Genomic DNA, 25,749 nt, shown 5'->3' with positions numbered 1-25,749 from the left:
GGTCATGGTGTTTTTTCAAAATGTGTGGATATTTTTTGAAAAATAATTTCGAGATACGTAAAAGATGCTGTAAATTTGCTGAAGCAGATTTGCTGCCGAAAACAAAAAAGATTTATTGTAAAAAAAATAGCTGTCAACATTGTCGACAGCCCTAAACTAGCTAATACCCTCTTTTTTATTAAAATTTAGATTGATAGTTTTCGATTTTACATATGCATGGCTTTACAATATTCTGTTTACTTTTTGTTTTTTCGGTTCTCAAAGCGTTTGATGGCATCTTCGAATGTTCCGCTTAAGACACACAACACTTGCGATCTGTTCTCGACTTGAAGACTGGCCTCTAGGTCGTGTTCAAGAGTTGTGTTTAATATTTCTTTTGTCATTTTCAAGCCAAGAGCTGATTTTTCCAACATTAAATTAGCCATTTCAAAGGCAACCGGAAGGACCTCACCCTCTCCAGTTAGCCGAGATACTAAACCGATTTGCAGTGCTTCTTCAGCTAAAACTTCGCGCCCTGTTAGCAGCAATTCTGAGGCCCGGGACATTCCGACCAAACGCGGCAAAAAATAGCTGGCACCCAACTCACCCCCGGAAAGTCCTACGTTCACAAAGGAGGCGATAAACCTGGTATTTGGACCGGCTATTCTCACATCGGAAGCTAAAGCAAAGCACATCCCACCGCCTGCTGCCACCCCGTTTACCGCAGCTATAACCGGTTGCGGAATTTGTCTAAACCTAACAATTAAATCGGACAACCTTTTTTGTGAATCAAAAAGCTGAGGTGCTCTTTCTTTTATGTTTCCTTCAAATTGCCGCTGTTCTTTTAAATCGGTCCCTGAACAAAATGCCTTACCCGCACCCGTAAGCACCAAAACTCTACAGTCCGTGTCGTACTTTAAACTGTCCAACACAGTTGCCACTTCATCCATGAGCTGATACGAAATCGCATTGTATCTTTCGGGCCTGTTAAAGGTCAATAGGCCTATTTCTCCCTTCTTCTCCCATGTAATCGTCTCAAAACGTGCTGTATCATTTATCATTGCCTGAACACCCCTTATTCTAATAGTATTACATATTCATATACTCCTTTACTTTTGAAACAATTTTTGGCATGTGTAACATTGTGATACATCGGGCACATAATTACATAGAGTTAAAACCACCATCAATCCTTAAATCAATCCCATTTTTTGAATAAGGATATCAGAAAATTCATATCTAGTAGGATTGGGAGGTTTCAAAATACTTCAAGTAGAATATACATAATTTTCTGATAATAGGCAAGTAAAAGTTATTTGCTAGTTCAGCTATGTCCAAATGCGGATTAAAAAATAGATGCTGAACTCGCTTGTCAAAAATAAGAATAATGGAACAGTCAGTTTATCATTTGGTATGGGGTACCTTTTTCCTATAACAAAGATATAGGGGCTTTTCTGCAGATTATCTGCATAGAATGTAGACAAGTATAAGTGACCTTAACCGGGAGGGAGATACCTAATGAATTTTATTGAAGACATTAAAGACGTGAAATTTAGCTTTTTGGAAAAACCGCCGGCGTCGTCTATGTCTTATGCCTTTGTTTATGTTAATAACGACAACGAACACTTTGCAGTTAAAAATGGAGAGCGTTTGACACGCAGTGAATTACGGATTGGCAAATATAAAAGAGTTTATACCATCAATATGCAGCAGCAAACCTTCACCTACAATGAGGAAGTTCCCTCGGCCACAAGAGGAAGAAGCTTTTCTGTCAATTTATCTATCGATATTGCCGTTGAACACCCCGAATTGTTAGTTCAACAAAATGCAGGGGAAATTGGCGACATTTTTAACAACAATCTGCCCTTCTGGGTGGAATCGGAAGCAAGATTTTATCCTATTGATGAGGAACTGAGTTTTGCCCGGCATATTGAAGAATTTTTTCAAACATCAAGATTGGTGAAGGTGTTACGAGAGGCTGGGATTGTGGTGCGAAATGTTCGTGTTTTGACCCGGCAAGGTATTCGGGACCAGCACCATGATGAGGCGATTGCCGATTTAGACCGGAACGCAGAACTATCTGCCTATCAAGAGGCTCTCGACTTAGAGGAAGCTCGCCGGATTTCGGCCTCCATTAAAGAAGCCCTTCAGGCGGGTGATTTTATCACGGCAGGGAAGCTTGGAGAAAAGAATGAAATGGCAAAACGGTTAGTGGAATCTGAGTTTAGTCAAAATCGAGCCTTTAAATATGAGGTAAACAAACAACTATTAAACTTGATCAACGATCACTCTATTGACCAGTTTGAGGCAGAACAAAGATTGGCCAAGCTAAAAAAACTGTTCCCCTATCTCCCTGTTAATCTGGAAAACAGCAATAGAAAAAAACAACTTGATAGTCCAAGGAAAGAACTTCAATCCTATCTAAATAAAGGAGATTAGCGATTGTGGAATCCATTTTAAAACAGCTGTTTTGGATTTGGTCACCTATCTCTGCCCTGCCGGAATGGTTGCGTATTTTTTTGGTTCTCTTTGTTCTACTGCAGCTCGTAAGGCTGATTTTGTTGTACTTTGTTCCGCCTGTTTTAAACCTGTTGGCCCATTTGTTGGAAAAAATGCTATATCTCATTTCTTATCCAATCATGACATTCGTTTGCACGATGCAAAGAAGACGGAGAGAAGCAGGAGAAACTGGTATACCTGTTTGGATTGAGTTTATTGAAGGAATGTTTGCCTTGCTCGAAGGTTTTTTCAACAAAATCATTCAGCTTTTCATGAAACGGAAAAGGAATAGGACAAGGTTGAAAAGATGGACCTTCTACTCTGCCACCACATTAGTAATTTTGCTGACAGCGGCAATCATCAGCAATCCAAACAAGTGGTATACAGAAAAATGGAAGAAAGCTGAAGCTTGGTTAAACCAAGAACCTGTACCCGTACAAACAACCGTTTCTTCCCCTGATCAAAAAGAATTTATTTTAAATAAGCAATATGAAGACGGCGGAAATATTAGAGAAGCTCCTACACTAACCGCACCACGTCTTTACACGATTACAAACGGAGAAATCATCCACTTTTTGAATGAAGAACAAGTAGACTCCAAAGGAATTAAGTGGCTAAAGGTGGAAACCGCAAACGGAGTCGAAGGTTGGATTTCGGCCTTGATTGTGAAGGAAAAATAATAAATGGAGAGGGATATTTGATTCTTTTTCCAATTCATAGAACAACCCAAATAAGGAGAGTAGACTCAAATAGGTATAGTCCGCTCTCCTTATTTAAAGCTCTCTCCAATTTTATCAAACTGTGAATCTCCAACTAAAACAGAAAGATTTCTGCCATATAAAAAAAGAGAACATAGAAGAAGATGAAATAAAAAATATGATTACTTTGAGGAAATATAAATGTATGGTTCAACTCAGCAATAGTATATTTAAAACCTTTATTTTTTGTACATAAGATATAATGATATTCCTAGTAAAAGTGCAGCAATACCTCTTTGCCAATCAAAAGGAATTTGTTTTCCGCCAAAAAGACCGAAATGATCAATTACTCCACTTATTAATACTTGGCCTAATATAACTGATACAATTGTTGTAGCTACTCCGATTTTTGGTACAGCTAATACCATAACCAGCACATATATAGCTCCTAACAATCCGCCTGTTAATTGCCATTTTGGAACTGAGAACACGTTTAAAAGGTTCCCCTTACCCAGAAAGATAGTACACACTAATAAGATTAATGTACCAATTGCAAACGAAACAAACGCACCTTCAATTACCCCGATTTTCTTTCCTAAACCTCCATTAATTCCCGCTTGAGTACCTATAGATATACCTGCTATAACAGCGAGAAGGGTCATAATCCAATTCATAATGAGCCTCCATGTTTTTTAAATTATTCAAGAACTAAGAAAACTCCTCATTTTATCTTTTTGTTTTTCTCTTTTCCATTAGTTCTGCCATTTGTTCCGAATTTGGATTTCCTTCATTTCTTAATTTATCAACGATGTTAGCATAATCGGTTTCATTTCGGTTCTGGCTTAATTTATAGGCAGCCTGAACTTCTCCTACTTTAATCTTAAACCCAACTATCCCTTTCAGTTCACTCTCTAAGAGTTGAGGAGAAAGCTTTTCCCATAAAACCGGATATTCACGGTGTTCTTCGTATTTTTCCAGCATTATCGTTAAATCTTCTATCAATTCATCTTTTTCTAGAATACTTGCTTTACCGTACATATGGATAGCCTGATAATTCCAAGTCGGAACATTTTCGTGCGAATACCAGGAAGAAGAAACATAAGCATTCGGTCCCTGAAAAATAACTAGCACATCTTCACAGGTCTCAAACGTTCTCCACTGAGGATTCCCAAAAGCCACATGCCCGGTAAGATAGTAATCGTCGCCTTTTTTCTTTAACGCCAAAGGCAAATGAGTGGCAATTGGTTTCCCTTGTTCTGTTGTGACAATCGTGCCAAAAGAGTTTTTTTGAACAAAATCCCAGATTTCATCAACATTTGTGACCTTAAAATATTTCGGAATATACATAAAATTCACCTTTCCAAAAAAGTTATATCAGTGTCTTTGCCATTATAAAGTCCGTTTGTTCTTCATCACCCATATAAAAAGAGTGCGCCCCCGTTTGAACAAACCCCATTTTTTTATAAAAAGCGATCGCATTTTCATTCTTTTCCCATACACCTAGCCAGATTTTCTTTTTATTACGTTCCATGGCAATTTCCAGCGCTTTATTTAGCAGGTCTTTACCAAGCCCATGTTTTTGGAATTCTTTCTTTATGTAAATCCTTTCAACTTCAAGCGATTCCTCACCCATTTCTTCGGACTGAGCATCATTGATATTGACCTTTAAATATCCAGCCACGTCATTATTAAAATAAATGAAAAAGAATTGCGATGAAAGATTAGATAATTCTATTTCTAATTGATTTAAATTAAATGCCCTTTCCAAATAGGCAATCATATTTTCGGGTGAATTCTGATCCTTAAATGTCTCATTAAATGTTTCATAACTAATTTCTTGAAGTGTGTGTAAATCTTCAAGGGTGCATTTTTTAATATTGATAGTCATTTTTTTTATTTCGCTCCTTTAATAAAATCTCTTGTTTCCCTTTTTGACAAATTCCCAGTCTTTTTCTACATTTTTTCTTACTCTTTGAAGAAGATTGAAAATGGTTTCTACTTCTCTTTCGGAAAACCCCTCTAATGCAACGGTGTTGGAATAATCATTTTCACGTCTTATAAAAGGATAAACATTTTTCCCTTTCTCTGTTGGAAAAAGCTTTTTAATTTTTTTGTTATGTTGATCGTCTTTCTTTTCTATAAAACCATTCATCTCAAGTTTTTTTATCGCACGAGCTGCTGTTGTTCGATCTACTTTTGTCATCTCAGCTAACTTTTCTTGAATGATTCCCGGATTTTCACAGATTCGCACAAGGTACAAATACTGCCCTTTTGTAAGGTCATATTCTTTAAATTCTATATTACTGATAGAATCTAATGCCCTTGCAATCATACCGATTTCACGAAGAATTTCCTTCATTATTAACTCCTTTGCACATATTTTTGTTGCAAATGCAATAAAAATGATATAGATTAAATTTAACCTATCTTTGTTGCATTTGCAACAAAATTTCTTTGTAAAAGGACTGAAAAAAATGTATACAAAAAAAATAATGGTTGATGAAGATTTAAGGGCAGCTTTTGCTATTCGGAAACAAGTATTTGTAAAAGAACAAGGCGTTCCATTAGAAGACGAATTTGATCAATTTGATACACTTGAGGGAACTAGCGAACACGTATTAGTCCATTACAATGAACAACCCGTCGGAACGGGAAGGATAAGGTTTATCAATGGAGTAGGTAAATTGGAGAGAATCTGTATCCTTGAACCTTACCGTAAATTTGGCCTTGGAAAAATCATTATAAAAGCGTTAGAAGAAATCGCTGAAGAACGGGGAGCCTCACAGGTTAAATTACATGGACAAACGCAGGCCGAAGGATTTTATAAAAAACTAGGGTTCAGGACTTCATCAGAGATCTTTATGGAAGATGGAATCCCACATATTCTCATGCTCAAAGAATTATTTACTACAAAATGATAATGAGATCGAATAAAGCGAGATATGTTTTTTATGTAATAGGAATTTTAATCTTAACCCTTGGTATTTCTTTCACGATACAATCAGACCTAGGAACTTCACCATTTGATGCTCTCTTGGTTGGACTGTCCAAGAATGTTGGGCTTACTGTAGGAAGCTGGGAAATCATAATAGCTTTCATATTGATAGGTTGCAATTCTTTTTTAACAAGACAAAGGCCAGAGGTTTTGGGGTTGATAACAGCATTGATAACGGGCATTGGTATTGATATGTGGCTTTTTCTATTGCAAAATTTGTTAACACCTGAACTATGGTACAGCAAAGTGGTTTGTTTTGGACTCGGCTTAGTTGTGATTGGATTAGGAACGGCAACCTATTTACACACAAATTTTGCCCCGATTCCAGTTGACCGGTTAACCTTAATCATCCAAGAATTAACTAGAACAAATCTATTTTTTTCTAGAACATTCATTTATCTCGTATTCTTGATCATGGCAATGATGTTAAATGGACCCATTGGCGTGGGAACTTTATTGACCGTTTGTTTTGGGGGGATACTCCTTAATTACTTTATGCCAATTACTGAAAAAGTATTAGACCGTATATTGACACACTCTAGTATATTACCAAATTTTGATAAAGATAAAGACCATTCGAAATAGGATGGTTTTTGTTTACGTAAAAATACTCAGAGCACTTACCTGCAAAGCTGATGATTTATAGATTTACACCCTGATTGCTAAATAAAGTAGTAAGGAAGCAGAAAACTATCTATCTGCTTCCTCCATGCTTATCCCCGTAAAACGTGTTTCAGGACTTTTCCACTCGCGTTTCGTGGTAATGTATCGAGAAAGTCTAGTTCCACGGGCAGTTTGTATTTAGCCAGTTTTGTTTTGCAATAGGTGAGGACGTCTTCTTCTGTAAGTGTCCTTCCTTCTTTAGGGACCACAAACGCTTTTGGGACTTCACCGTATATAGGATGGGGGACGCCGACTACCGCAGCCTCCAAGATTTCCGGAATTTGATATAGGACTTCTTCAACTTCAACGGGATAGACGTTTTCGCCGCCACGGTTAATCATATCCTTTTTCCGGTCTACGATATATAACAGTCCATCCTGGTCAAAGCGGCCTAAATCTCCGCTGTATAACCAGCCATTTTTTAATGCCTGACGAGTAGCTTCTTCATTCTTCAAGTAACCCTTCATCACAAGCGGCCCTTTAACAACGATTTCCCCTACTTCCCCCGTTGGTACTGGCTCGCCAAACTCATCAACCACCTGTACCTCAAGCCCTGGCAAAGGTTCACCGACAGAACCAACTTTGTCCAGTGCATAATGGTCCTTTAAGGTTGTAGCTCCAGGTGAATTTTCTGTCTGGCCATATAAATTTTGTACTTTTACATCAGGATAGCGTTCCTTTACCGTACGGACCAGCTCATTTGGCATAGGAGCCGCCCCGTACGTGAACAAACGGAGCCTAGATAAATCAGTTTCTGCCATTTTAGGAGTATTTAATAGAATACTATAGATGGCCGGGACTCCAAAGAAAATGGTCACCTTTTCTTTTTCCATTGTCCTCAAGGTTTGCTCAGGTGAAAAAGTCTCCTCAATTACCACTGTACCACCCTTATAAATAGTAGGAACAGTAAAACAATGGCTCGCAGCACAGTGGAACAGCGGGGTCACGATATGCATGCGGTCAGCTGCGGTTATTTCCATTACATCTGACCAAATTTGAGCAGCCGCACGGACATTTCCGGCTGATAACATAACCCCTTTGGGCTTGCCAGTCGTTCCGGATGTGTAAAAAACAACCGCTGTATCATCCTCATCAACCTTCACAGGCTGAAAAGGGATTTTGTCGTCTGCTAAAACTGCTAGTAATGAATCCTCGCCGCCAACTGCTAAACGGTCCTTAAACTGCTCTAAGGAAATCTGATTCAGTTGGGCTTCATACCTTACATCATAAATGATTGCTTTCGCTTCAGAATGGCTGAAAATATACTCCACTTCCGGTGCAGTTAATTTGGTATTGACGGGCATCACCGAAAATCCGCCCAGCTGGCAGGCATAATAACAGATCACAAAATAATCAGAGTTGGGCAGATAGATAGCAATGATGTCATCCTTTTGATAGCCCTTCTCCTGGAAATACCCGGCTAAATTTTTCGCCTGCTGGTATGATTGGCCGTAGGTCATCTCCCTGCCCTGATAAGCGGTAATCACCTTTTCCGGCTGCAGCTTTACATGTTCTTCTAATTGTTCTGAGACAAACATTTAATACAACCCCACTTCTCTATTAAGAATTTTCCGAATAAACTAAATAATTCTCTATACTTTCTAAAATTCCTCTTTATTCAACAAATTCCCGCAGGTTTCTGCTGAGTCCCAGAATCTAATGAGCAGTGACTGGAACTTCCCGAAAATTCTTGTGCCAATGTCAAAGAGCAAATTTATTCATTAATAGAGTAGAAACCGCACTGGTGTGAAATTCACCAGGCGGTTAAATAGATACTTTGCCTTATCAAGTTGCCAGTCTAATTTTGGAGTGTACTTTCCTCCGTTTTTCTAATGCTTACATTCCTTAACTTACTTCTATCAGTAATACCTAATGTAGAAACCGCCCCAATAAGCGCAAGGCCCCCAAATACGAGGAAACACAAGACAATGGAGAGATTCATTTGTAATAATACCCCACCCATAATTGGACCGAAGAAAGAACCGACTCTGCCCCATATCATTCCAAATGCCAATCCTGTAGCGCGGATTTCGGTTGGATAAAATTGTGAGACAAATGCAGTATATAAATTTTGAGCAGAGTTCGTACCCCATCCAGCAATAAACAATATGATATATAAAAGTGTCGCACTGCTAAACTTATATCCTAATAACATCAACCCTAGTGCTCCTAATATAAATGATGAAATAACAACTGTTTTTAAGCCCGTTTTATTCGCAATTTTCCCGCCAAATAAACTACCTAACAAGCCGCCAAATCCAATTACGAAACCGAATAATAGACTTGAACCTAATGGATATCCAGCTTGAACCATTAAGCTAGGTAGCCACGCTACTAGTCCGAAATTTACCATATACAAGAAAAAGTAGGTAATCCAAATTAAGGTGCTGCTAAGTGCTCTTTTGTTTTGAAATAATGCGATAAAAGGAACTTTATTTTCATTTTTGCCTTCCATCTCATACTGATCATCACTGTGATAAATCTTACCAAATGATAGGCGATTCAAAATCTCGGACAGTTTATCGAACTTCCCTTTTTTCACAAGAATGATAGGTGCTTCAGGCAGGAGTTTTATCACAAATGGCAATACTAGAAGTGGTAATCCACCTATATAAAACAGTCCTCTCCATCCAAATTCGGGTATTACAAATACACTAATAAGTGGAGTAGCTGTGGCTCCTAATGCTATGCTTGTGGTTACCAATGTAACATAAAAATGTCTAACTCTTTTTGGAGAATAATCAGTAGTCAGACCAACAACCGTTGGAACAATTCCCCCCATTCCCACCCCTGCAATGAAACGGTAAATTCCAAAATCCGTTGGTCCAGTTGAAAAGCCGCCCATTAAAGTGAAAAAGCTATACAGAAATGCACTGGTTATAAGGACATTTTTTCTGCCTATTCTATCTGACAATATTCCAGTCATTAATGCTCCTAATATCATGCCGAAAGATCCATAACTTACTAATGACCCAAAAACAACAGGAAGTAAAGACCATTCTTTTATTAATACAGGACCGATTGGACCAGGCAACCCAAGTTCGAATCCGTCAAAAAAAGCTAAACAGCAACATAAGATTAATAGCACCTTATGAAACTCGGTTATTTTACTTTCATTAATAACTTCCCCAACATTTACTTTTTGCATATAACCCCTCCCTACTTTATAGAAACCGCATACATATTTTTTAAAAAATTTTAACTACAAGGAACCACGATCAATTACTTTTGTCCACATAATAAACATTTTCTGTCTGCCTTAATGCAAGACATCTAATAGAAAAATAGTTTTATATAGAAATAGGGAGAACCACATAGCCTCGAAATTGAGGCGTTGATGATAAAACTGTTTGATCGTAGTGAATCTTAAATTCAGTACCTAAAACTGGTAATAATTCTTCATAGGCCACCTTTATCATCAAGCGTGCCATTGGTGCACCAAGGCACGTATGAACCCCCCAACCGAACCCAAGATGTTTGTTGTCCTTACGACGGATATCCAGGATTTCAGAATTCTCGAACCTGGCTTCGTCATGATTAGCTGCACCAAAATTAAGAAAAACTTGAGCACCTTTTGGTATAATCTGGCCATGCAGTTCCACATCCCGAGTAGTCGTTCTCCTGAATCCTACTGTCGACCCATCATATCGTAACGTTTCTTCAATCATATTGGGAATAAGTGAGGGATCTGCATAAAGCTCCCTTAACTGTTCAGGGAATTTCGAAAGGGTGCTGATAGAGCAACCGATTGCCATTGCCGTTGATTGAAATGCCGCACCAATTAGGGTAAAAGTAGTAATGGCAACTTCCATTACTGTTAAACCTTCTCCATCTAATTTAGCTGCAAGCAATCGGCTAATGACATCATTTCCTGGATTTGATTTTTTCATCTCCACTAGTTCTTTACAAAAATCAGTCAATAACTTAAAGCGAGCCTGTACATTCTTTGGATCACTCTTATGTTCCTCGGATTCTCTCATTCCCTTACTAAGCTCATTAACAAAAAACTGCAGCTTATCCTCTGGTATCCCAATCATTTTGCCTACGACCCTGGCTGTATAGGGATAAGAAAACTCCCATTGAAAATCAAATGTTTCTTTATTCCTAAAGTTATTAATAAGATCTATAACAATCCTCCGCATTTCAGGCTCAAGCGATCCAACATATTTTGGTGTGAAAACATCACTGACTATTCGGCGCAGTTTATCATGCTTAGGTGGATCAGTTGTACCCAGCGTATTTCCAACACGTTCGGGCATATTGGTATCATTTATCGTGTTTCCTTTTGCACCAGAAGAAAATGTTTTCCAATCTTTCAATGCATTCATGACGTCGTCATACCGTGATATAATCCAAATATCTCTATTTTTGAGATGATAGACAGGATACTCTTTCAATAATTTTTTGTATGCCGGAATAGGATTAGGCCATTTTTCCGGCAAAAATGGATCATAAATTACTTTTTCTACACTTTGCATATTACTCACTTCCCTATTTTAATAGTTTTCATTCATTCCTCTGATTCCTTTAAGGTTATTCCCGCAAAACGTGTTTCAGGACCCTACCGGTTGTGTTGCGTGGTAATGTTTCGAGAAAGTCTAGTAAAAAAAAGCCCTGTTAGAAATGGAATAAACTCGTATCTAACATGGCCTTGATGATTCTCGTTATGATTGTTTCGTTTGCAGGTTATGGTATCCGACTTTGGAGCGTGCATCCCTTAGATTTGCTCCGCAAAGAACTTCACTTCGAATAATTTCTTCTGCGGCGTGGATTTCCTGTGCCGCATCGACGACTTCTTGAATTCTTGACGATGGAATGGCAACCACTCCGTCGCCGTCTCCCCGTAAATAATCGCCTGGTTCCACTCTTACTCCGCCAATCGAGACAGGTACATTCACACCATCAACCCGGACCCGGTCCTTACCTGTCCGCATCCAATTTCCTTTGCTGAAAATGGGATAGTTTAATTCAATGCTACGGTCAACGTCACGGCAGACTCCATCAATGACGGTGCCCGCTACATTACGGCGGTGGGCGGTCATTGTTAATAAATCTCCCCAGACTGTCGCATCCAATCTTCCGGCATTATCAATGACGACTACATCATTTGGACCCAAATCATCAATGAAATCACCGACCGAACCACGGTCCTGACCAACAGGAACATAGTGAAGCGTATACGCACGCCCGACCAAACGGAAATCACGGGATAAAGGCATAATTCCCAGGCATTGGCCCGTAATTCCCAATCGGTCCATTGCGTCACTTAAATCCGTAGTACTTAACCTTTGCAGTGATTGAAGTATTTCCTCATTCGTCATCTTTCCAATCCCCCAAATTCAGCAAATTTTCATAAGAAGCTCCCATTACATTAGCCATTGGGTGTCCAGCCCGAACAGCGGCGGCCATTTTCTGTTCCCGCTCATAAATTTCCTCTGCCAGCGAAATAACTTCTTCCGCATCCATAGAGGAAACGAACACCGTTCCACTTCCATCAGCAATCACATAATCACCGGGATTTACAGCAACATCCCCCAATTTAACAGGGCAATTCCAGTCTGTTTCGATGACTCGGCCCCTAGCAGTCAATGGGACGGCTGCCCTTGCATAGACAGGCAGATTGAGCTGCCGGCTTTCATCAATATCCCGGCACGCTCCGTCCACTATCACTCCTGAGACCCCTCTCTGAACGGCACCCAGTGACAATGTGCCTCCCCACCCGGAAACGTTTGTTTTTCCTTCATTCGCTACAACTATAATATCGCCGGGTTTTGCTGCATCGACAGCTGCCGTACATAGATGCCTCTCTGAGGGCTTCCCGTCCGCTAAACCTAGTTGTACAGTGATTACCCTGCCGGAAATCCTCCGGCCAACAGATAAGGAATGGATACCCAGCACTACCCCAGGACGCTTCATCCGATCAAGTGCATCCGAAACTGCACAACTATCAAGCTTTGATAAACGTTCTACCAATTCTCCCATTCTATTAACTCCTTTTAGACCAACTTGCAAATGTCATACCAATACCTGTCCCGCCCAGTGTACGGAATACTGGTGAATAATCGAGCCAGTTTAAATTAAATTGTTCCATGGCACCTGCAAGGATCACCCAATTTCTAATTTCAGAAGAACCGGCCTTCAGCCGCTCTTTTGGTAGCTGCCGCAGGGTTTGCTCCGACCTCGTTTTGAGCGCATCGATGATCATATTGTCTATATCCGAATCTGTGACAAAGTGGCTCAAACCTCCGGAAGCGATAATCCCAACTCGTAATGTGTCCGGCAGATTCTGAATGACCTTGGAAAGGGCCATCCCTAGGTCATAACAGCGTGATGGCTTCAGTTCGTTTGGCGGGAAGGCATTTAAATGCAAGGGAATCATCGGTATTTGTTTCTCCTGCAATAATTCCACCATGACTGTAGTCCATGCATGGCCGTGCATGGTTTCCGGGCTTTTTTTAATCACGCCAACGTCAAATTCCTCTTCGATTAACTCGAAAACCAATTTTTCAGCCAGCCCGGCCGCTCCTGGCCATTCATGATGCTGGTCCATCCCCAGTCCCACACCGACCTGGGCCAATATTCCATCCTCAAAATCGAACCCCTTAACTTCAGTTGGAAAAACGCCGCTGGTAATGGTTTCACCCGTATAAATGGATATAGCTGGGTTATAGCGTGAGTCCACCAGCTCTTCCCCTTGATGTTCATTTCCAATGACAATCAAAACATCCGGTGAACTGGCTGCAAGTTCTTTTCTTAGCTTGCTAAAAGAGTTCTTCATATCATGGTATTGCTGAATGAGGTGTTCAGCAGTAGACTCACTGACATATCTGGCATTTCTTTGTTTTTCTAGCTGCCGATAGTTAATCCTTTGGCCATGCTCGTCATAAAGCATTGGATGACCGTAATCTGTCTTAGCCCAATACTTCCACTTTTCGCCCGGAAGAGCCATCATCGGGCTGTGGGATAACCCCATACCCAGCACTAGTTCTGCCAATTAAATCTCCCCCTACTTATACATTTAACCGACTAAAGAATTTCCTTGCATTTCCTTCAAAAATGGCATATTTATCTTCTTTAGATAAAAACTCAATAGATTCAATAACAGGTTTTAAATCATCATAAGCACGTCCGGTTCTTGGATCGATTGCGGAACCGTCACCCGGACGCTCTGTCCCAAACAAACAGCGGTCGGGTCCGACTGTATCAAATAACAACTCAAGAGATGGCTTACTATATAAAGTGGTATCAAACCAAAAGCGTCTTAGAGTTTCATCAAATGTTTCAAAACTATCTTGAGCAAACGATGCATTTTCGCTGCCCTTTGTCAGTTTGGCTTGAATTCCTTGACGGTGGACACGCCAGCGTCCGATTTGGTATGGAACAGAACCTCCTCCATGGCTGATCATTATTTTAAGATTAGGGAAGTCTTGAAATACTCTTGAATTAGCAATAGAAAGTATCGCCAGGCTTTCCTCTGAAATAAAGTGTTCACTATAATTCTCTCTTCCATAGCTCGTCGAACTGTGAATAACCGCAGGAATATCCGCTGCTGTCAGCTTTTCCCACAGCGGATACCAATACTCGTCTCCAAGCGTCGGACTGGTTCCTCTGCCTTCACTTGGATCAGGATTTAAGTACACCCCAATAAAGCCAAGCTCATTGATGCAGCGGTCTATCTCATCAAACACCACGCTGATTGGCAGCCCTTCACATTGTGGGAGACCTGCCAAACCACGAAAACGGGTGGGGTGGAAGGATACGGTTTTGGCAATTTGATTGTTATTGGCTGCCACCCACTTTTTGATGTCCTTCAAGTTAGGACTCGAGTGCATCAATAAGAATGGTCTTGGCGACAACAGTTGCATGTCGGTTCCGACCTCATCTAACAGCGCTACATTATAATCAGCGCTCTTTTTTAATTCTTCATCTGGCACATCAATGACCAGACTGTCATAATGTCCATTGGCCACCTCCAGCAAAGTCCGGTATGCAAAAAAGGATATTGGGGTATTTAAATGGGCATGTGCATCAATAATCATCATAATTCCTCCTTTAAAATAGCCTGAATCTCAGCTTGGACCACTAGTGTGGACGGTAAATGTGCGTAAACGATCGTATGCCGCGCAGGTCTTGATTCTTCATTTGGAAACATTTCCACCCACTCTTGATCGATAGCTTTCCGAATACTCCTGTCTGGGACATAAAGGGTTACCTTGACAATGTCATTAGTCGTGCCACCAGCGGCTTCCACTACCTTTTCAATGTTTTTAAAAAGATGAACAACTTGAGAAACGGCATCATTCGGGATTTTACCAGTCTCCGCATCCATTCCTGCTATGCCACTCGAAAATAGAACATTGTCCACAATAGATGCAATCGGAATAGGAAGACCCCCATGATGCAAACCGTGAACTTCAATACTTCGTCTTCTACTCATTTCTTACTGCCTCCGCTTTTATGTTTTTTAACTGGGCAAGATCCATCGTTTTCTGATTGGGCAGGGAGTAAATGGCAATGGTTGTTTCCCCACTCTTCAGCCTTTCGATAATCCGGGCCTCTTCAGCATCGCGATCCTTGGCCTTTTGGGTGATGGTTTCCACCTGATCATCTGGTATCACAATCACCCCGTCAGCATCTCCGACAACCAGATCACCGGTACGAATCAGAACATTCCCCAAACGAACAGACTCCCCTAGTCTCCCAAACCCCTCCGGAGCCTTACTCGTTCCTTGAATACATACACCTTCTGAAAATACAGGAAAGTTCATCGCAATAAGCAGTTGGCTGTCCCGTACCCCTCCATTAATCACTAACCCTGCTAGACCACGGACCTGTGCTGCATGAGCCATAATCTCACCAAAGTAGCCGTGTTCCGTTTTTCCCGAAACGTCAACAACCAGTACATCACCCGGGCTGGCCGCATATATGGCGTGATGGATCCATAAATTATCTCCAGGCGGTGATTGAACCGTAAATGCTCTTCCATACACTTGGAAGGTAGGGCTAAGTGGTTTAATAGTAGAAGGCAATGCTCCTGATTTTCCAGCTGCTTCATGCAAACTAGAAGATGAAATCATTTGTGCTCACCTTCTGTTCTCGATGCAAAAAACAATCATTAATAACTTCCTGCATACTTTGCATTACGTTCACTCCTTTTTGAACATTCCGAATTTTCAACCCGTATAACGCTTACAAAATAATAGAAGGATGCTATACTTAATAGTGGGCCCTTACCTAAGAGGTGGAATCTCTTTTTATTATTTGGAAATCTCCCACATACCCCGTACCTTTAGTGTAATTTCACGCCCAACCTCAAACAATACCAACATTTATATAGTAATAATAGGAAAAACCTATGATGGAGGGAATCGTATGGAAGTCCGTCAATTAGAGTATTTCGCAGCCGTTTGCGAGGAGTTAAATTTTACAAAAGCAGCGGAGAGGTTAAATATTAGTCAGCCATCATTGAGCCAGCAAATTAAGATTTTAGAAAGTAATCTTGGCGTTCAACTGTTTAAACGCACGGGAAAAAAAACGTATATGACACAATCTGGAGAAATTCTTCTAGATCATACAAGAAATATATTTTTTGAGATTGACGAGGCAAAAAGAAAACTTAATGATTTACAGGAGTTTAAGCATGGAAAAATAACCGTTGGATGTACAGGGAACTACCTGCTTCATTCCGCTGTTATGGCTTTTCACGAACAGTTTCCGGGTGTCGACATTTCGCTGTTTGATGTCCCAACCTCAGATATTATTAAAAACATCCTTAGTCATCAATTTGATTTAGGCATCGTATACCTCCCTGTTAACGAACCTATGATCGAATCAAGGCTGTTATTTCAATCTGATTTCTACGTTATTGTCTCAGTTCAAAACGAAATGGCAGAGGTTCCTTCGGTAAAACTTGAAGACCTACAATCCAAAAGGTTGATGTTTCTGCCAAAAAACTATTTTACCAGGCAGACCTTAGATAAATACTGTCAAGAGTGCGGCTTTACCATTAAACCAACCATTGAACTTTCGGACCCTAACTCGCTATATCAAATGACCGTTCAAAACCAAGGCATTACTATATTACCTAACTCCTACTTAAAACACATCGATGAAAACAAAGTCGTAAAAATCCCAATCATCGACCCCATACCGCTAAAAGAAGTGGGCCTCATATACAGAAAAGATAATAAAAAGCCATCCATACTCAATACATTTATCGAATTTTTGGTAAAGCAGTATCAAGGGAGTAGCAAAAAGCAGGAACTTTATGGGTAACATGGGGAGGTTTGCGATAGGAACTGCCCGACTAATCATGTTAAGGTTTATTAAAAAAGGCAAGCCCATTAAAGGCTTGCCTTTTTCTATTCGAAGAAATATGAAAATCGCAGCAAATTATCCGCGTCTTCCACCTCTACCACCCTGTTTTGCAGTACTGTTACGTTTTAGGGTAGACAAATTTTCTTCACTAGTCTTTAAAAATTTAGCCATTTTATCTTCAAAACTTTCCTTTGGTTTGAAATTACCTTTTGAACGAAAGTCTTTGGAACGATTATCCCCTCTACCACCCGGACGTGATGGGCGTTGAGAATAAGAAGAGCTTTGTCCTTCGGGTCTATCAACCGCCTTTTTAATGGACAAGGAAGTTTTCCCGTCTTTCATACTAATTACTTTTACTTCAACTTGGTCGCCTATTTTAAGATGGTCATTTACATCTTTAACATAGCTATCCGCTACTTCACTGATATGCACAAGACCTGTTGATCCATCCGGTAATTCCACAAAAGCTCCGAAATTAGTAATGCCTGTTACTTTACCTTGTACTTTGCTGCCAATTTCTACTGACATATTAATGGTTTTCCCCCTCAAGAATGTTAAAAACACTTAATTATAACAAATTAAACGAAATGAAACAATTGATATTGATTTCTTGGTTAATATTCTACTAATTATAAATGGTTTAAAAGTATTTTTCAATATCTCATCTTACCTGAGCTGCTTCAGTTCCCTGATAAATTCGATATGCTGGAACAATTGTGTCGGAAACAATTTCTTTTCCTTTTTCACGAATGAAGTCCAATTTATAATAGGCATCGAATCTTCGGCTGATTTCCGTTTTCACCAGTTCTGGCGGAGTGACGACGATGAATTGGAACTTCAGTTTTTCGGCGACTGAGAAAATCGGGTCGAGTACATGTGCTGATGCGGCTTGTCCGAACGGATTATCACAGACTAACGGAACCCAGCTTTGGTCTGACTCATTTTTAACTGACAATAACATCATCATCATAACCATTCGGGCAGACAGTTTTTGTCCTCCACTGCCATCTGATTTCGTCTTTGATCCCTGATTAATCGTCTGCCATGTTGAATAATGCTCTCTTTGCGGTTTTCCGTACATAAAGGCATTATCCGTTCGCATGTTATAGACGAGAAGCTCCGGGTATCGATTTCTTAGTGATACAAACAAAATCTGCTCATCACTAATGAGTTGTTTTATTTCTTGGTCTACAGCAAGATTATTGTGATCAATCGTATCAAATTGTTTGGTAATTTTGTTGATGGCAGCGACAAAATGCTGCTTCAGCAGAGGCTCGATATCTTCGGGCTTTTTAGGTAAAATATCTTCTTTTAGCTGCACAAGCGGGAAGGAGCCTCGTTCATTTTTCAGCTTCATCTTTGCAATCATCGAACGGATCGCCTCTGAAATACTCATCACCTTCATGCTTGCCCGGCTGGCCCAGAAGTTTTGAGCCTTTTCTGCCCGTTCTTTGTCACGTTCTAATTGTTCCAAACCACCTTGTGAGAAGCGCTTCATATTTTTAACAATGCTTTGAATATGCGAATAATGCCTTGTATCCATATGGTCTAATGTTGTTAATACTTCATTTTTAAAGCGAATCTCCCAATCCTTCCCTTCAATCGTCTGCTTTACATTACGTAAGGATTGTTCGATTTTCGCATGCTTCTCTTTGCCTTCTTCCTGAATTGCTTGATGTTTTTCACACCAGGATATGATACATGCTTTCCCTTGACTCCTGACTTTTTCTATATCCATATCAGTAAAAGCTGCCGCTTCCTCCTTAAGGACCACGGATAATGTTAACAAATCCCCTTCATAACCCGCAATATTTGAGTCTATTTCTTTTTGGCGCTTTTCAGCCTGCTTTACTTCCTCTAGCGTTTGTTTCGTTTGGTCTTGTATTTCTACACCCTTTACTTCTAAGTCAAGCTCTTCCCATTCTTCAGGCGGCTTTTCATGTTTGGCCACTTTCGTTCCTGACTTATCACGCTGAACAATTGCATGCTTTAAGGAAGTTTCTGCGACGGTTACCGCCGTTCCTTGTTCCCGTTCTTCTTTTTCCGCCGTCTTTGCTTCCTTTTGGGCTGTTTGCAGCATATTTTCTAATATACTTATAGGTTCATCTGGTTCCGGAGCGTCTTTCCACTCCTTATTATAAGTATCTAGTTTTTTCTCCAATTTATTTTGCTGCTTTTGTTCTGTTTCTTTTTTTGCTTGAATAACCAGCAATTCTCTTGCTTGTTCTTCTTTTGATTTTTGGAGCTGTTTTAACTCTTCAATACTGCCATTTAGCTCCTCTAATAAATGAGCTGACAACCGGGGAATGTCTTCACACTGCTCTACTTTTTCATCCGGAGGAAATACCGCTGTTTCAATAAAGACGCCGATCTCTTTAATCGTTTGCTCGGTTGTAACCTTCCATTCTAAATACGTTTGATGCCACTTGGTTTGCAGGTCAATGATATGTTGGTGCTCTTTTCCTATTTCCTGCTGCGCTAAACTCGCGGCTTCCTTTTGTTTCTCTTTCTCTAATTTCACACGTTTATTTTCTTGATGAATTAGCTTTTCACGATCATATTCCGTTAATGTTTCTACATCTTTTGTCAGCGTTTCAATTTTTTCTTTTGCCGTCTCCATCTGTTCTTTTAACTGGAGCTGTAATTCTTTTTCTTTTTGCTGCTGTGTTGTGATTTCCTGTAATTTCGTCTTCATAGAATGAAGAGTATACTGTTCCTGATTAAGCTCTCTCTCGATATCCACTGCAAGCTCGTGTGATAAAAATCGATCCATTTCTTTTAAAATACGGCGCAAAGAAGATTCTGTTTTTTCAATTTCTATAAGTGTTTCTTTCTTTTCTTCTATTTGCTTAGCAATACTAATTTTCCAGTTGGTAAATTGATTTTTATCCGTTAATAGCTCTTTCTCTGTTCCGTTAATTATCACAAAGGTTGGCTGGTGATTTTCACTGTTCATTTCCTCACGTAAAAATATCGGAACAGGACTTTTGAACATTCTTCCTGAAAGAACCTGCTGATTAATTTTTTGCCATTGCTGCCCGCTAACAACTAACCCATACGGAAGGAGCGGATAGGATTCAAGGTGATTTGCAAGCTCTTCTTTACTTAAAGATTGGAGAAATTGCGTTCCATAAAACACATCGATGCCAGTCTTTTCATCAATCCATTCTTTTAATTCTTTCACATCTTTATTCGGAATCCAGAAGTGCTCATCATTTAAGGAATGATCGAGTTGTATTTCCCAAAGATCTTTTTTAATTTGTTCAGCTTGCTCTCTATTACTGGCTAGTATGTCTTCAATTTGGATGATATATTTCGAAAGAAGCGCATGAGTTAGTGGTGCCGCGACATCATCTAACAATCCACGAAGACGATCCAACAGTTTTGCTTCTTTTTGTGTTTGCTCCTCATTTGCTTCCTTTAATTTTTCACATTTTTCTTCCGAAAACTGAATCGATTGGACAAGCGTACCATGAGTAGTGGCTAATTGGTTTTGCACTTCACTAGATTCTTTATCTTTTGCTTGTAACTCTTCTATAGAGACCTTTTTGTTGTCAATCTGTTTAGAAAGAAATTCGATAAAGCCCTTTAAATCATAGGTTATTCGGTCACCAAATTCTTTAATGAGGTTTTCTTCCTTAGACTCAAATGTATGCATCTGCGTATATAAGAGATCAATTTCCGTACTAAGCCGGGCAATCTCACTAGTCTTTAGTTTCTCTTGCTGCGACAGATCGTTCCCTTTTTTCTTCAAGAACTTTTGATAGCCCAGATACTCCTTAACAGCTTCTTTAATGGATAGATAAGACTGATCCCATTGCTTTCCTGCTTCTTTTTTGATTTCATCCATTCTTTGATTGACTTGCTCTAGGCCGCTATTTTGTTCTAATGTCGCAATCTGCTGTGAAAGAGCGCGTATACTTTGCTCATTTTCACTCCATTCCTTTAATAATACCTGAAAGGCCAACTGTTCTTTTCGTTCTTGTTTTTCTTGAACCATTGCTTGTGAGGAAGTATGCTTATTCTTTTCTTCTCCTAATTTCTTCTCCCAATCCAGTACCTCTCGGTGACCTTTTGCATATTCTAGATTGTCTTTTTGATAGCGTAAATCAGCTTGCCTTATCGTTAATTTTTCAATGTCTTCCTTTAAAACAAGCAGCATTTCCTCTTCCGATTGCTTTAAATGTTCCAAAGCACCTAACAGTTGTCTTCCTTCTTTTATACTTGCTTGAACAATGTCTTTATGTTCGGCACCTTTAGCCAAGTTCTCTTCAAAAGGGACAATGTCTTCTAAAAATTCCTTATGTGCTTGCTCTCTTTTTAGAAGAATAGGCAAATCTTTCGCGATACTCGCCTGGCTCTTGAAAATCTCGACAAGATCGTTCTTTTGCTCTTCTGTCCGGTGCAACACTTGACTAACCGTAGGAATGATTCGTTTTTGGAATAGGGAATGATCATCCTCGGCCCCCTCAAAGTATTTGCCAACACCGCCTTCATCCTTGTTAATGTCCTTCATAATATCCCAATCTTTACGGTTAATTCCGTATGTATCAAGAATCCGATAGTGTTTCTTTGTATCTCGGTAAACATCGTAGCCATTCCATTTTAAATAATCCTTCAGGCTTTCAGTATCAGCCACCTCATCATTTTCAAATAATGGAATATGCTCTAGCGATACCTCTTCTTTCCGTTCAAATTCTCTTGTATAAAACGTAATATTAGGGACGATCTTCGCTTCCTGTTCCAAGGTTTTGCGATCATTGCCACTTTCTTCATTCATCGAAATCCGCTGTTCGGCTGAGAACATTCCTCCCGTTACCAGATGCCGTCGGTCTGAACCGTCCAATTCCCATTGAATGAGAACATGAAAGGTATAAGGAATAAATTGCTCTTTATTATTAAAGAAGAACTGCTGATAATAACGATTGTTTTGTTTTCCCCATGAGGTTCCAGGTTTAAGTATTTGGAAGATGGTTTGCAGAAATACACCTTTCCCGCCCCCATTCATCATGGCAATAAGGCCATTTGTGGATGTATCGCCATTATGAAAGTGAAAGGTGGTATCTTTATATTGCTTTTGCATGCCATCATACTTCAGGCCTACAATTCTAATTCGATGGATTTTCGGCATGCTCCCCCACCTCCGCAGTCATTAATTTTTTGAATAATTCATAACGATCATAATCGTGATAGAGGTATTCAATTCGCTCAAACAGCTCTTGTTTCGGGATTGCCTTTGGAATATCATCCCGGTCCAGAATGACGATCAGTCCCTCCGTCTCTAATAAACGCATGCTGCTTGCTATTAAACCGATTCTAGTTCGTCTATTGCCTTTTTTAGCCCCATAATCATCCGTTTCAACCTCCATGTATTTCCAGGTTGTCACAACATCCTTCATATCAATTCTTTCTTCTTCCCCGAAGGCAGGGTTCGCTTTAAGAATGCTATCCCATTTCATGATCAGATCGTTGACAAGACGTTCTAATGCGTAATAGCTAATTCCTTCCCGCTTCGTACGGATTTTAGCAGCCTGATTGCTGTCAATCGCCGCTAAAAAAGCCATGATGACAATACTAACAAGATGAAAATGCTTTTTCGATTCGATTTGCTTATGCTTGTCCTTCAGATGCGTAAAATTCGTCGCAAAGATCGAGCCAGTGGGCTGGACAACCAAATGGATCCGTTTCGGCGATTCAATAATATATGTACCTGATTCGTCTGCTAATAAAAGAACGGTCTGTCTCACTTCCGGATTAAAATACGTCTCGAAATGTTCGCTATTTTCGTCAATTACTTTTTCTTTTAATAGAGTAAAATAGACAGCTGATGCTTTTTTAATGGATTCTGCATTCATCTTTTTTCCTCCAGTACACAGATCTTAAACGGGGTTATTTTCGTTTGATACCAAAGGAAAGACTCCGCTCGATGATCAAACATGGTAAAGATTTTCAAGCCTTCAAACACTTGAAATTGTGGATATTCCTGCATTAGTTTATAAAGAAGAATTTCCCGCTCGTCACTTAATGTTTCTTCCTTCCGATGCAGCACTTGAACCTTCAACGGCTTTTTATCAAACATCATCCATAAATCAATCGATTCCGATTCTTCAAACCATAAATCCTGCACTTCTAATGGAAGCGTGGATAAATCAGCTAATGAGAATTCCCCGTATGTTTGTAAATGCTGAAAAACATAACTCCATGCCTTAACAACAGAATCCCAGTTCGTCACTCGCAATCGAGTTATGCTTTCTTCTGATTCTTCTTCGATTACAGGATCCGTTAGTTGTTTTTCATCAAATTCTTGTTCGCCCCAGATCCAATCAAGCGGCAAAATAAATTCATTCTTCGGTGAAAATAAGGGAGAAAGGACTCGTTCGATCGTCTCGAAACTGTTGACCCCTTCTCTCATTAACCAATTTTCATAAAACTGTTCGCGAAATGAAACCAGACTGGTTTCCCAAAACAAGGAGGGGTTTTCCGCTTTTAATTTCATCTCATAGGAGATATTTTGAATGACTAGCTTGGCAAAGCGGTCATGCAGCTGCCTTGTATGGCCTATTTTTTCTTGGAGGAGGAACAATTCCTTTTGGATAGGATGGTCTTCTTCATTTCTTCGTTTCGATTTCTCTATCATCCTAGTAATAGTCCGAAAGTGATTTTTTTCTTCCTCAAATTGCTTTTCAATTTCAACCCGATTGTCGCCCCTTTGCCATTCTTCTTCCATCAGCAAGATTTTGGGATTATTTATCATTTCCTTTTGGAAAGTGAATTCCTTTGCCATTAAGCGATTTACGCGTGAAATAAGGTGATCGAGGTTTCGGGTAGCTTTTCTAAAATTACCGTTCTTAATTAGCTGCATACTATAAAGCTGTTCGATTGTGATGGAGAATTCTTCGGCCATTTCCCTGCTCATAAAAATCATTTCCTGAGAGACATCAGTAAGTTTATAAACAATCGATCCGCCCAACTCTAAATTCGTATATATTTCATCCATCGTGACATAACGGAAGACCTGAGTTTCCCATGATTGTTTTATTTCATCGTAATATAAGGATTCAAACGGTTGGCTATACTCTTCTTTTCCCTGATATAATAGCCCGCTTGTAATCCGTTCAATTTGCTTATCGTCAGCCAGCAGCTTCATTTGCTTAATGGAGTCCTCTACCATATACTTGATATCTGATTTGCGTCTATGATCATCATCATTTAATTCCCGGTAAAAGATGGTCAGGAGCACTTGCATGAGAATCGTTTGGACATGCGGCTTCAGCTCCCCTACTTCCATTCCCCTGCCAAGCTCAAACAGTGGATTTAATCGTTGCATCCGTTGGGCAAAGCCTTCCCATGATTCGTTCACATCCATCTCCTCCATGTTTCAATCGTTAATACCTCTTGCGGGATTCGCTTGTTTTCCTGCCATAATTGCTGTAATAATGCTTGCTCCTCCTCTGTAAACCATTGAAAAAATAAATCACGGTATTTGAGGTTTTGCGTTTGCCCCATTTTCTGGTCATTTAATTGTTCCAGACATTCTAGCATTTTCCGATAAATTTTTAAGGCAGGCTGAATGCAGCAATCCGGGTATTTTTCAATAAGCCTGATGAGGATTCCGTATCCTGCCGCATCAAAATCTCCTGCGTAGTAGAAAAGATAGGATTTGGGCGGAAACATTCGGAAGAAAAAGGAAAAGCTCTGTTCAATTTTCGTGCCTTCCCCGTAAATAATGAGTTCTGGCTCATAATCGAGTTGATTCGCTTCCAATAATTTAATAGAGGTATGAAAGAACGATAGATTTTCAACGATGAGTACTCTATGAATATCTTTTATTTCTTTTCCTTGTTTCATCCAAAATACAAAAGGCTCCCCATACTTCACCATTTTAAGTTGGTCCTCAGATATTCCGATTCTCGTTAAAAAGCTTTTTCCATCAGGAAATTGATCACTATCCAATAAGAATTTTTCATGGCCAAAGAGCTCCAAGCTTCTTTCTTCGAATGATACGATTTCCCGTTCCTGGCTGGACTTTAGAAAACTATATACATTCTGGATTCGCTGCCACTCTTCTTTCGTCTGCCATTCGGGATGACGCTCATAATAGGAAAAATCAAACCGATCACTTAATTTCATCATCTCAAGACGATCCCATTTGCCGGCCTGAACTTTTATATTGACCCAGTAATATAAGGCAAGAGCTGGTGTTTTACCATTGTATTGATTATTTTGAATAGGGATTAGCTGTCCCTCCGCTTGCAATGTTTCGATTGCGCGATAAAAAAGCGAATAGCCGTCCATTTCAAAATAATCATCCACTAGCTTGCGCAACTGAAATTCTAAATCGTTACTATTGATTTTCTTTTTTTGCTTAGGGTGTTGAATATCGTTAATAAATCCTCTTACCCTTGTTTCAATGATGTCGATTGTACTCACCTACTTACATCTTCTTGGGGTCATGAAGAGACTCCGATTAATTTTTGAACATCCTTTAATTATAAACTAGTTGCGTGATTGTTCGTAAATGAAATTTTTCTAAAATAATAGATTGAATAAACAAAAAAACGCATCAGTCAAGAAATTCACCGAAAAATAGTGCCTGCC

At 39.7% G+C, this 25,749-nt stretch carries 24 protein-coding genes; 5 read left to right on the top strand and 19 right to left on the bottom strand.

What is annotated here, in order from left to right; all coding sequences use genetic code 11:
• Positions 1–236: 236 nt before the first annotated feature.
• Positions 237–1,040, bottom strand: a complete 804-nt coding sequence (locus ACZ5B7_RS10890; protein ID WP_464493726.1) for an enoyl-CoA hydratase/isomerase family protein — start codon at positions 1,038–1,040, stop codon at positions 237–239.
• 457 nt (positions 1,041–1,497) lie between these two features.
• On the opposite strand from ACZ5B7_RS10890, the gene ACZ5B7_RS10885 reads away from it, so the two are divergent.
• Positions 1,498–2,418: a hypothetical protein gene (locus ACZ5B7_RS10885; RefSeq protein ID WP_464493725.1), complete on the top strand. Its 921-nt coding sequence runs from the start codon at positions 1,498–1,500 to the stop codon at positions 2,416–2,418.
• Between the two features lie 5 nt (positions 2,419–2,423).
• The gene (locus ACZ5B7_RS10880; protein ID WP_464493724.1) at positions 2,424–3,158 is read left to right on the top strand and encodes an SH3 domain-containing protein; all 735 of its coding nucleotides are present in this window, start codon (positions 2,424–2,426) and stop codon (positions 3,156–3,158) included.
• A 257-nt stretch (positions 3,159–3,415) separates the two neighbouring features.
• Here ACZ5B7_RS10880 and ACZ5B7_RS10875 read toward each other — a convergent pair whose 3' ends face one another.
• The 4 genes from ACZ5B7_RS10875 to ACZ5B7_RS10860 are packed head-to-tail and all read right to left on the bottom strand — an operon-like array spanning position 3,416 to position 5,535.
• Positions 3,416–3,850 (bottom strand): DMT family transporter, encoded by a 435-nt coding sequence (locus ACZ5B7_RS10875; RefSeq protein ID WP_464493723.1) that lies wholly within the window; start codon positions 3,848–3,850, stop codon positions 3,416–3,418.
• Between the two features lie 52 nt (positions 3,851–3,902).
• Positions 3,903–4,523 carry an FMN-binding negative transcriptional regulator gene (locus ACZ5B7_RS10870; protein WP_464493722.1) on the bottom strand — a complete coding sequence of 207 codons (621 nt, stop codon included), beginning with the start codon at positions 4,521–4,523 and terminating at the stop codon, positions 3,903–3,905.
• Positions 4,524–4,545: 22 nt separating this feature from the next.
• Positions 4,546–5,064, bottom strand: a complete 519-nt coding sequence (gene paiA / locus ACZ5B7_RS10865) for a spermidine/spermine N(1)-acetyltransferase (protein WP_464493721.1) — start codon at positions 5,062–5,064, stop codon at positions 4,546–4,548.
• 18 nt (positions 5,065–5,082) lie between these two features.
• Positions 5,083–5,535: a MarR family winged helix-turn-helix transcriptional regulator gene (locus tag ACZ5B7_RS10860; protein WP_464493720.1), complete on the bottom strand. Its 453-nt coding sequence runs from the start codon at positions 5,533–5,535 to the stop codon at positions 5,083–5,085.
• A 115-nt stretch (positions 5,536–5,650) separates the two neighbouring features.
• Between ACZ5B7_RS10860 and ACZ5B7_RS10855 the strand changes: the two genes are divergently transcribed.
• Positions 5,651–6,094: a GNAT family N-acetyltransferase gene (locus ACZ5B7_RS10855; RefSeq protein ID WP_464493719.1), complete on the top strand. Its 444-nt coding sequence runs from the start codon at positions 5,651–5,653 to the stop codon at positions 6,092–6,094.
• Complete coding sequence (locus tag ACZ5B7_RS10850; protein WP_464493718.1) at positions 6,091–6,756, top strand: YczE/YyaS/YitT family protein; 666 nt, start codon at positions 6,091–6,093, stop codon at positions 6,754–6,756. The genes ACZ5B7_RS10855 and ACZ5B7_RS10850 overlap by 4 nt, the downstream gene beginning before the upstream one ends.
• Positions 6,757–6,884: 128 nt before the next feature.
• Here the strand turns inward: ACZ5B7_RS10850 and ACZ5B7_RS10845 are convergent, their stop codons facing one another.
• The 9 genes from ACZ5B7_RS10845 to ACZ5B7_RS10805 all read right to left on the bottom strand — a co-directional run bounded on the left by ACZ5B7_RS10845 (position 6,885) and on the right by ACZ5B7_RS10805 (position 15,911).
• On the bottom strand, positions 6,885–8,372 hold the full coding sequence (locus ACZ5B7_RS10845; RefSeq protein WP_464493717.1) for a class I adenylate-forming enzyme family protein: 1,488 nt from the start codon (positions 8,370–8,372) through the stop codon (positions 6,885–6,887).
• Between the two features lie 260 nt (positions 8,373–8,632).
• On the bottom strand, positions 8,633–9,982 hold the full coding sequence (locus ACZ5B7_RS10840; RefSeq protein ID WP_464493716.1) for an MFS transporter: 1,350 nt from the start codon (positions 9,980–9,982) through the stop codon (positions 8,633–8,635).
• 142 nt (positions 9,983–10,124) lie between these two features.
• Positions 10,125–11,312 carry a cytochrome P450 gene (locus ACZ5B7_RS10835; RefSeq protein ID WP_464493715.1) on the bottom strand — a complete coding sequence of 396 codons (1,188 nt, stop codon included), beginning with the start codon at positions 11,310–11,312 and terminating at the stop codon, positions 10,125–10,127.
• A 186-nt stretch (positions 11,313–11,498) separates the two neighbouring features.
• Positions 11,499–12,155, bottom strand: coding sequence for an RraA family protein (locus ACZ5B7_RS10830; RefSeq protein WP_464493714.1), 657 nt, complete (start codon positions 12,153–12,155; stop codon positions 11,499–11,501).
• Positions 12,145–12,816, bottom strand: coding sequence for an RraA family protein (locus ACZ5B7_RS10825; RefSeq protein ID WP_464493713.1), 672 nt, complete (start codon positions 12,814–12,816; stop codon positions 12,145–12,147). The genes ACZ5B7_RS10830 and ACZ5B7_RS10825 overlap by 11 nt, the downstream gene beginning before the upstream one ends.
• 4 nt (positions 12,817–12,820) lie before the next feature.
• Positions 12,821–13,828, bottom strand: coding sequence for a DODA-type extradiol aromatic ring-opening family dioxygenase (locus tag ACZ5B7_RS10820; protein WP_464493712.1), 1,008 nt, complete (start codon positions 13,826–13,828; stop codon positions 12,821–12,823).
• 16 nt (positions 13,829–13,844) lie between these two features.
• A complete protein-coding gene (locus ACZ5B7_RS10815; protein ID WP_464493711.1) occupies positions 13,845–14,876 on the bottom strand; it encodes an amidohydrolase family protein in 1,032 nt (343 codons plus the stop codon).
• Positions 14,873–15,271, bottom strand: a complete 399-nt coding sequence (locus tag ACZ5B7_RS10810) for a RidA family protein (RefSeq protein WP_464493710.1) — start codon at positions 15,269–15,271, stop codon at positions 14,873–14,875. The genes ACZ5B7_RS10815 and ACZ5B7_RS10810 overlap by 4 nt, the downstream gene beginning before the upstream one ends.
• Entirely contained in the window at positions 15,264–15,911 is a 648-nt protein-coding gene (locus ACZ5B7_RS10805; RefSeq protein WP_464493708.1) for an RraA family protein, read from the bottom strand. Before ACZ5B7_RS10805 ends, ACZ5B7_RS10810 begins: the two co-directional genes overlap by 8 nt.
• Positions 15,912–16,206: 295 nt before the next feature.
• Between ACZ5B7_RS10805 and ACZ5B7_RS10800 the strand changes: the two genes are divergently transcribed.
• The gene (locus ACZ5B7_RS10800) at positions 16,207–17,109 is read left to right on the top strand and encodes a LysR family transcriptional regulator (protein ID WP_464493707.1); all 903 of its coding nucleotides are present in this window, start codon (positions 16,207–16,209) and stop codon (positions 17,107–17,109) included.
• 117 nt (positions 17,110–17,226) lie between these two features.
• Here ACZ5B7_RS10800 and ACZ5B7_RS10795 read toward each other — a convergent pair whose 3' ends face one another.
• The 5 genes from ACZ5B7_RS10795 to ACZ5B7_RS10775 form a co-directional block, all read right to left on the bottom strand.
• On the bottom strand, positions 17,227–17,679 hold the full coding sequence (locus ACZ5B7_RS10795) for a S1 domain-containing RNA-binding protein (RefSeq protein WP_213116193.1): 453 nt from the start codon (positions 17,677–17,679) through the stop codon (positions 17,227–17,229).
• A 133-nt stretch (positions 17,680–17,812) separates the two neighbouring features.
• A complete protein-coding gene (locus tag ACZ5B7_RS10790; RefSeq protein WP_464493705.1) occupies positions 17,813–22,282 on the bottom strand; it encodes a coiled-coil domain-containing protein in 4,470 nt (1,489 codons plus the stop codon).
• Complete coding sequence (locus tag ACZ5B7_RS10785) at positions 22,260–23,006, bottom strand: DUF6063 family protein (protein ID WP_464493704.1); 747 nt, start codon at positions 23,004–23,006, stop codon at positions 22,260–22,262. The genes ACZ5B7_RS10790 and ACZ5B7_RS10785 overlap by 23 nt, the downstream gene beginning before the upstream one ends.
• Positions 23,003–24,517 carry a hypothetical protein gene (locus ACZ5B7_RS10780; protein WP_464493703.1) on the bottom strand — a complete coding sequence of 505 codons (1,515 nt, stop codon included), beginning with the start codon at positions 24,515–24,517 and terminating at the stop codon, positions 23,003–23,005. Before ACZ5B7_RS10780 ends, ACZ5B7_RS10785 begins: the two co-directional genes overlap by 4 nt.
• Positions 24,508–25,581: a Wadjet anti-phage system protein JetD domain-containing protein gene (locus ACZ5B7_RS10775; protein ID WP_464493702.1), complete on the bottom strand. Its 1,074-nt coding sequence runs from the start codon at positions 25,579–25,581 to the stop codon at positions 24,508–24,510. The genes ACZ5B7_RS10780 and ACZ5B7_RS10775 overlap by 10 nt, the downstream gene beginning before the upstream one ends.
• Positions 25,582–25,749: the final 168 nt, after the last annotated feature.

This window comes from Neobacillus sp. S1115 (assembly GCF_055385565.1).
This window is presented reverse-complemented; position numbering and strand designations above follow the sequence as displayed.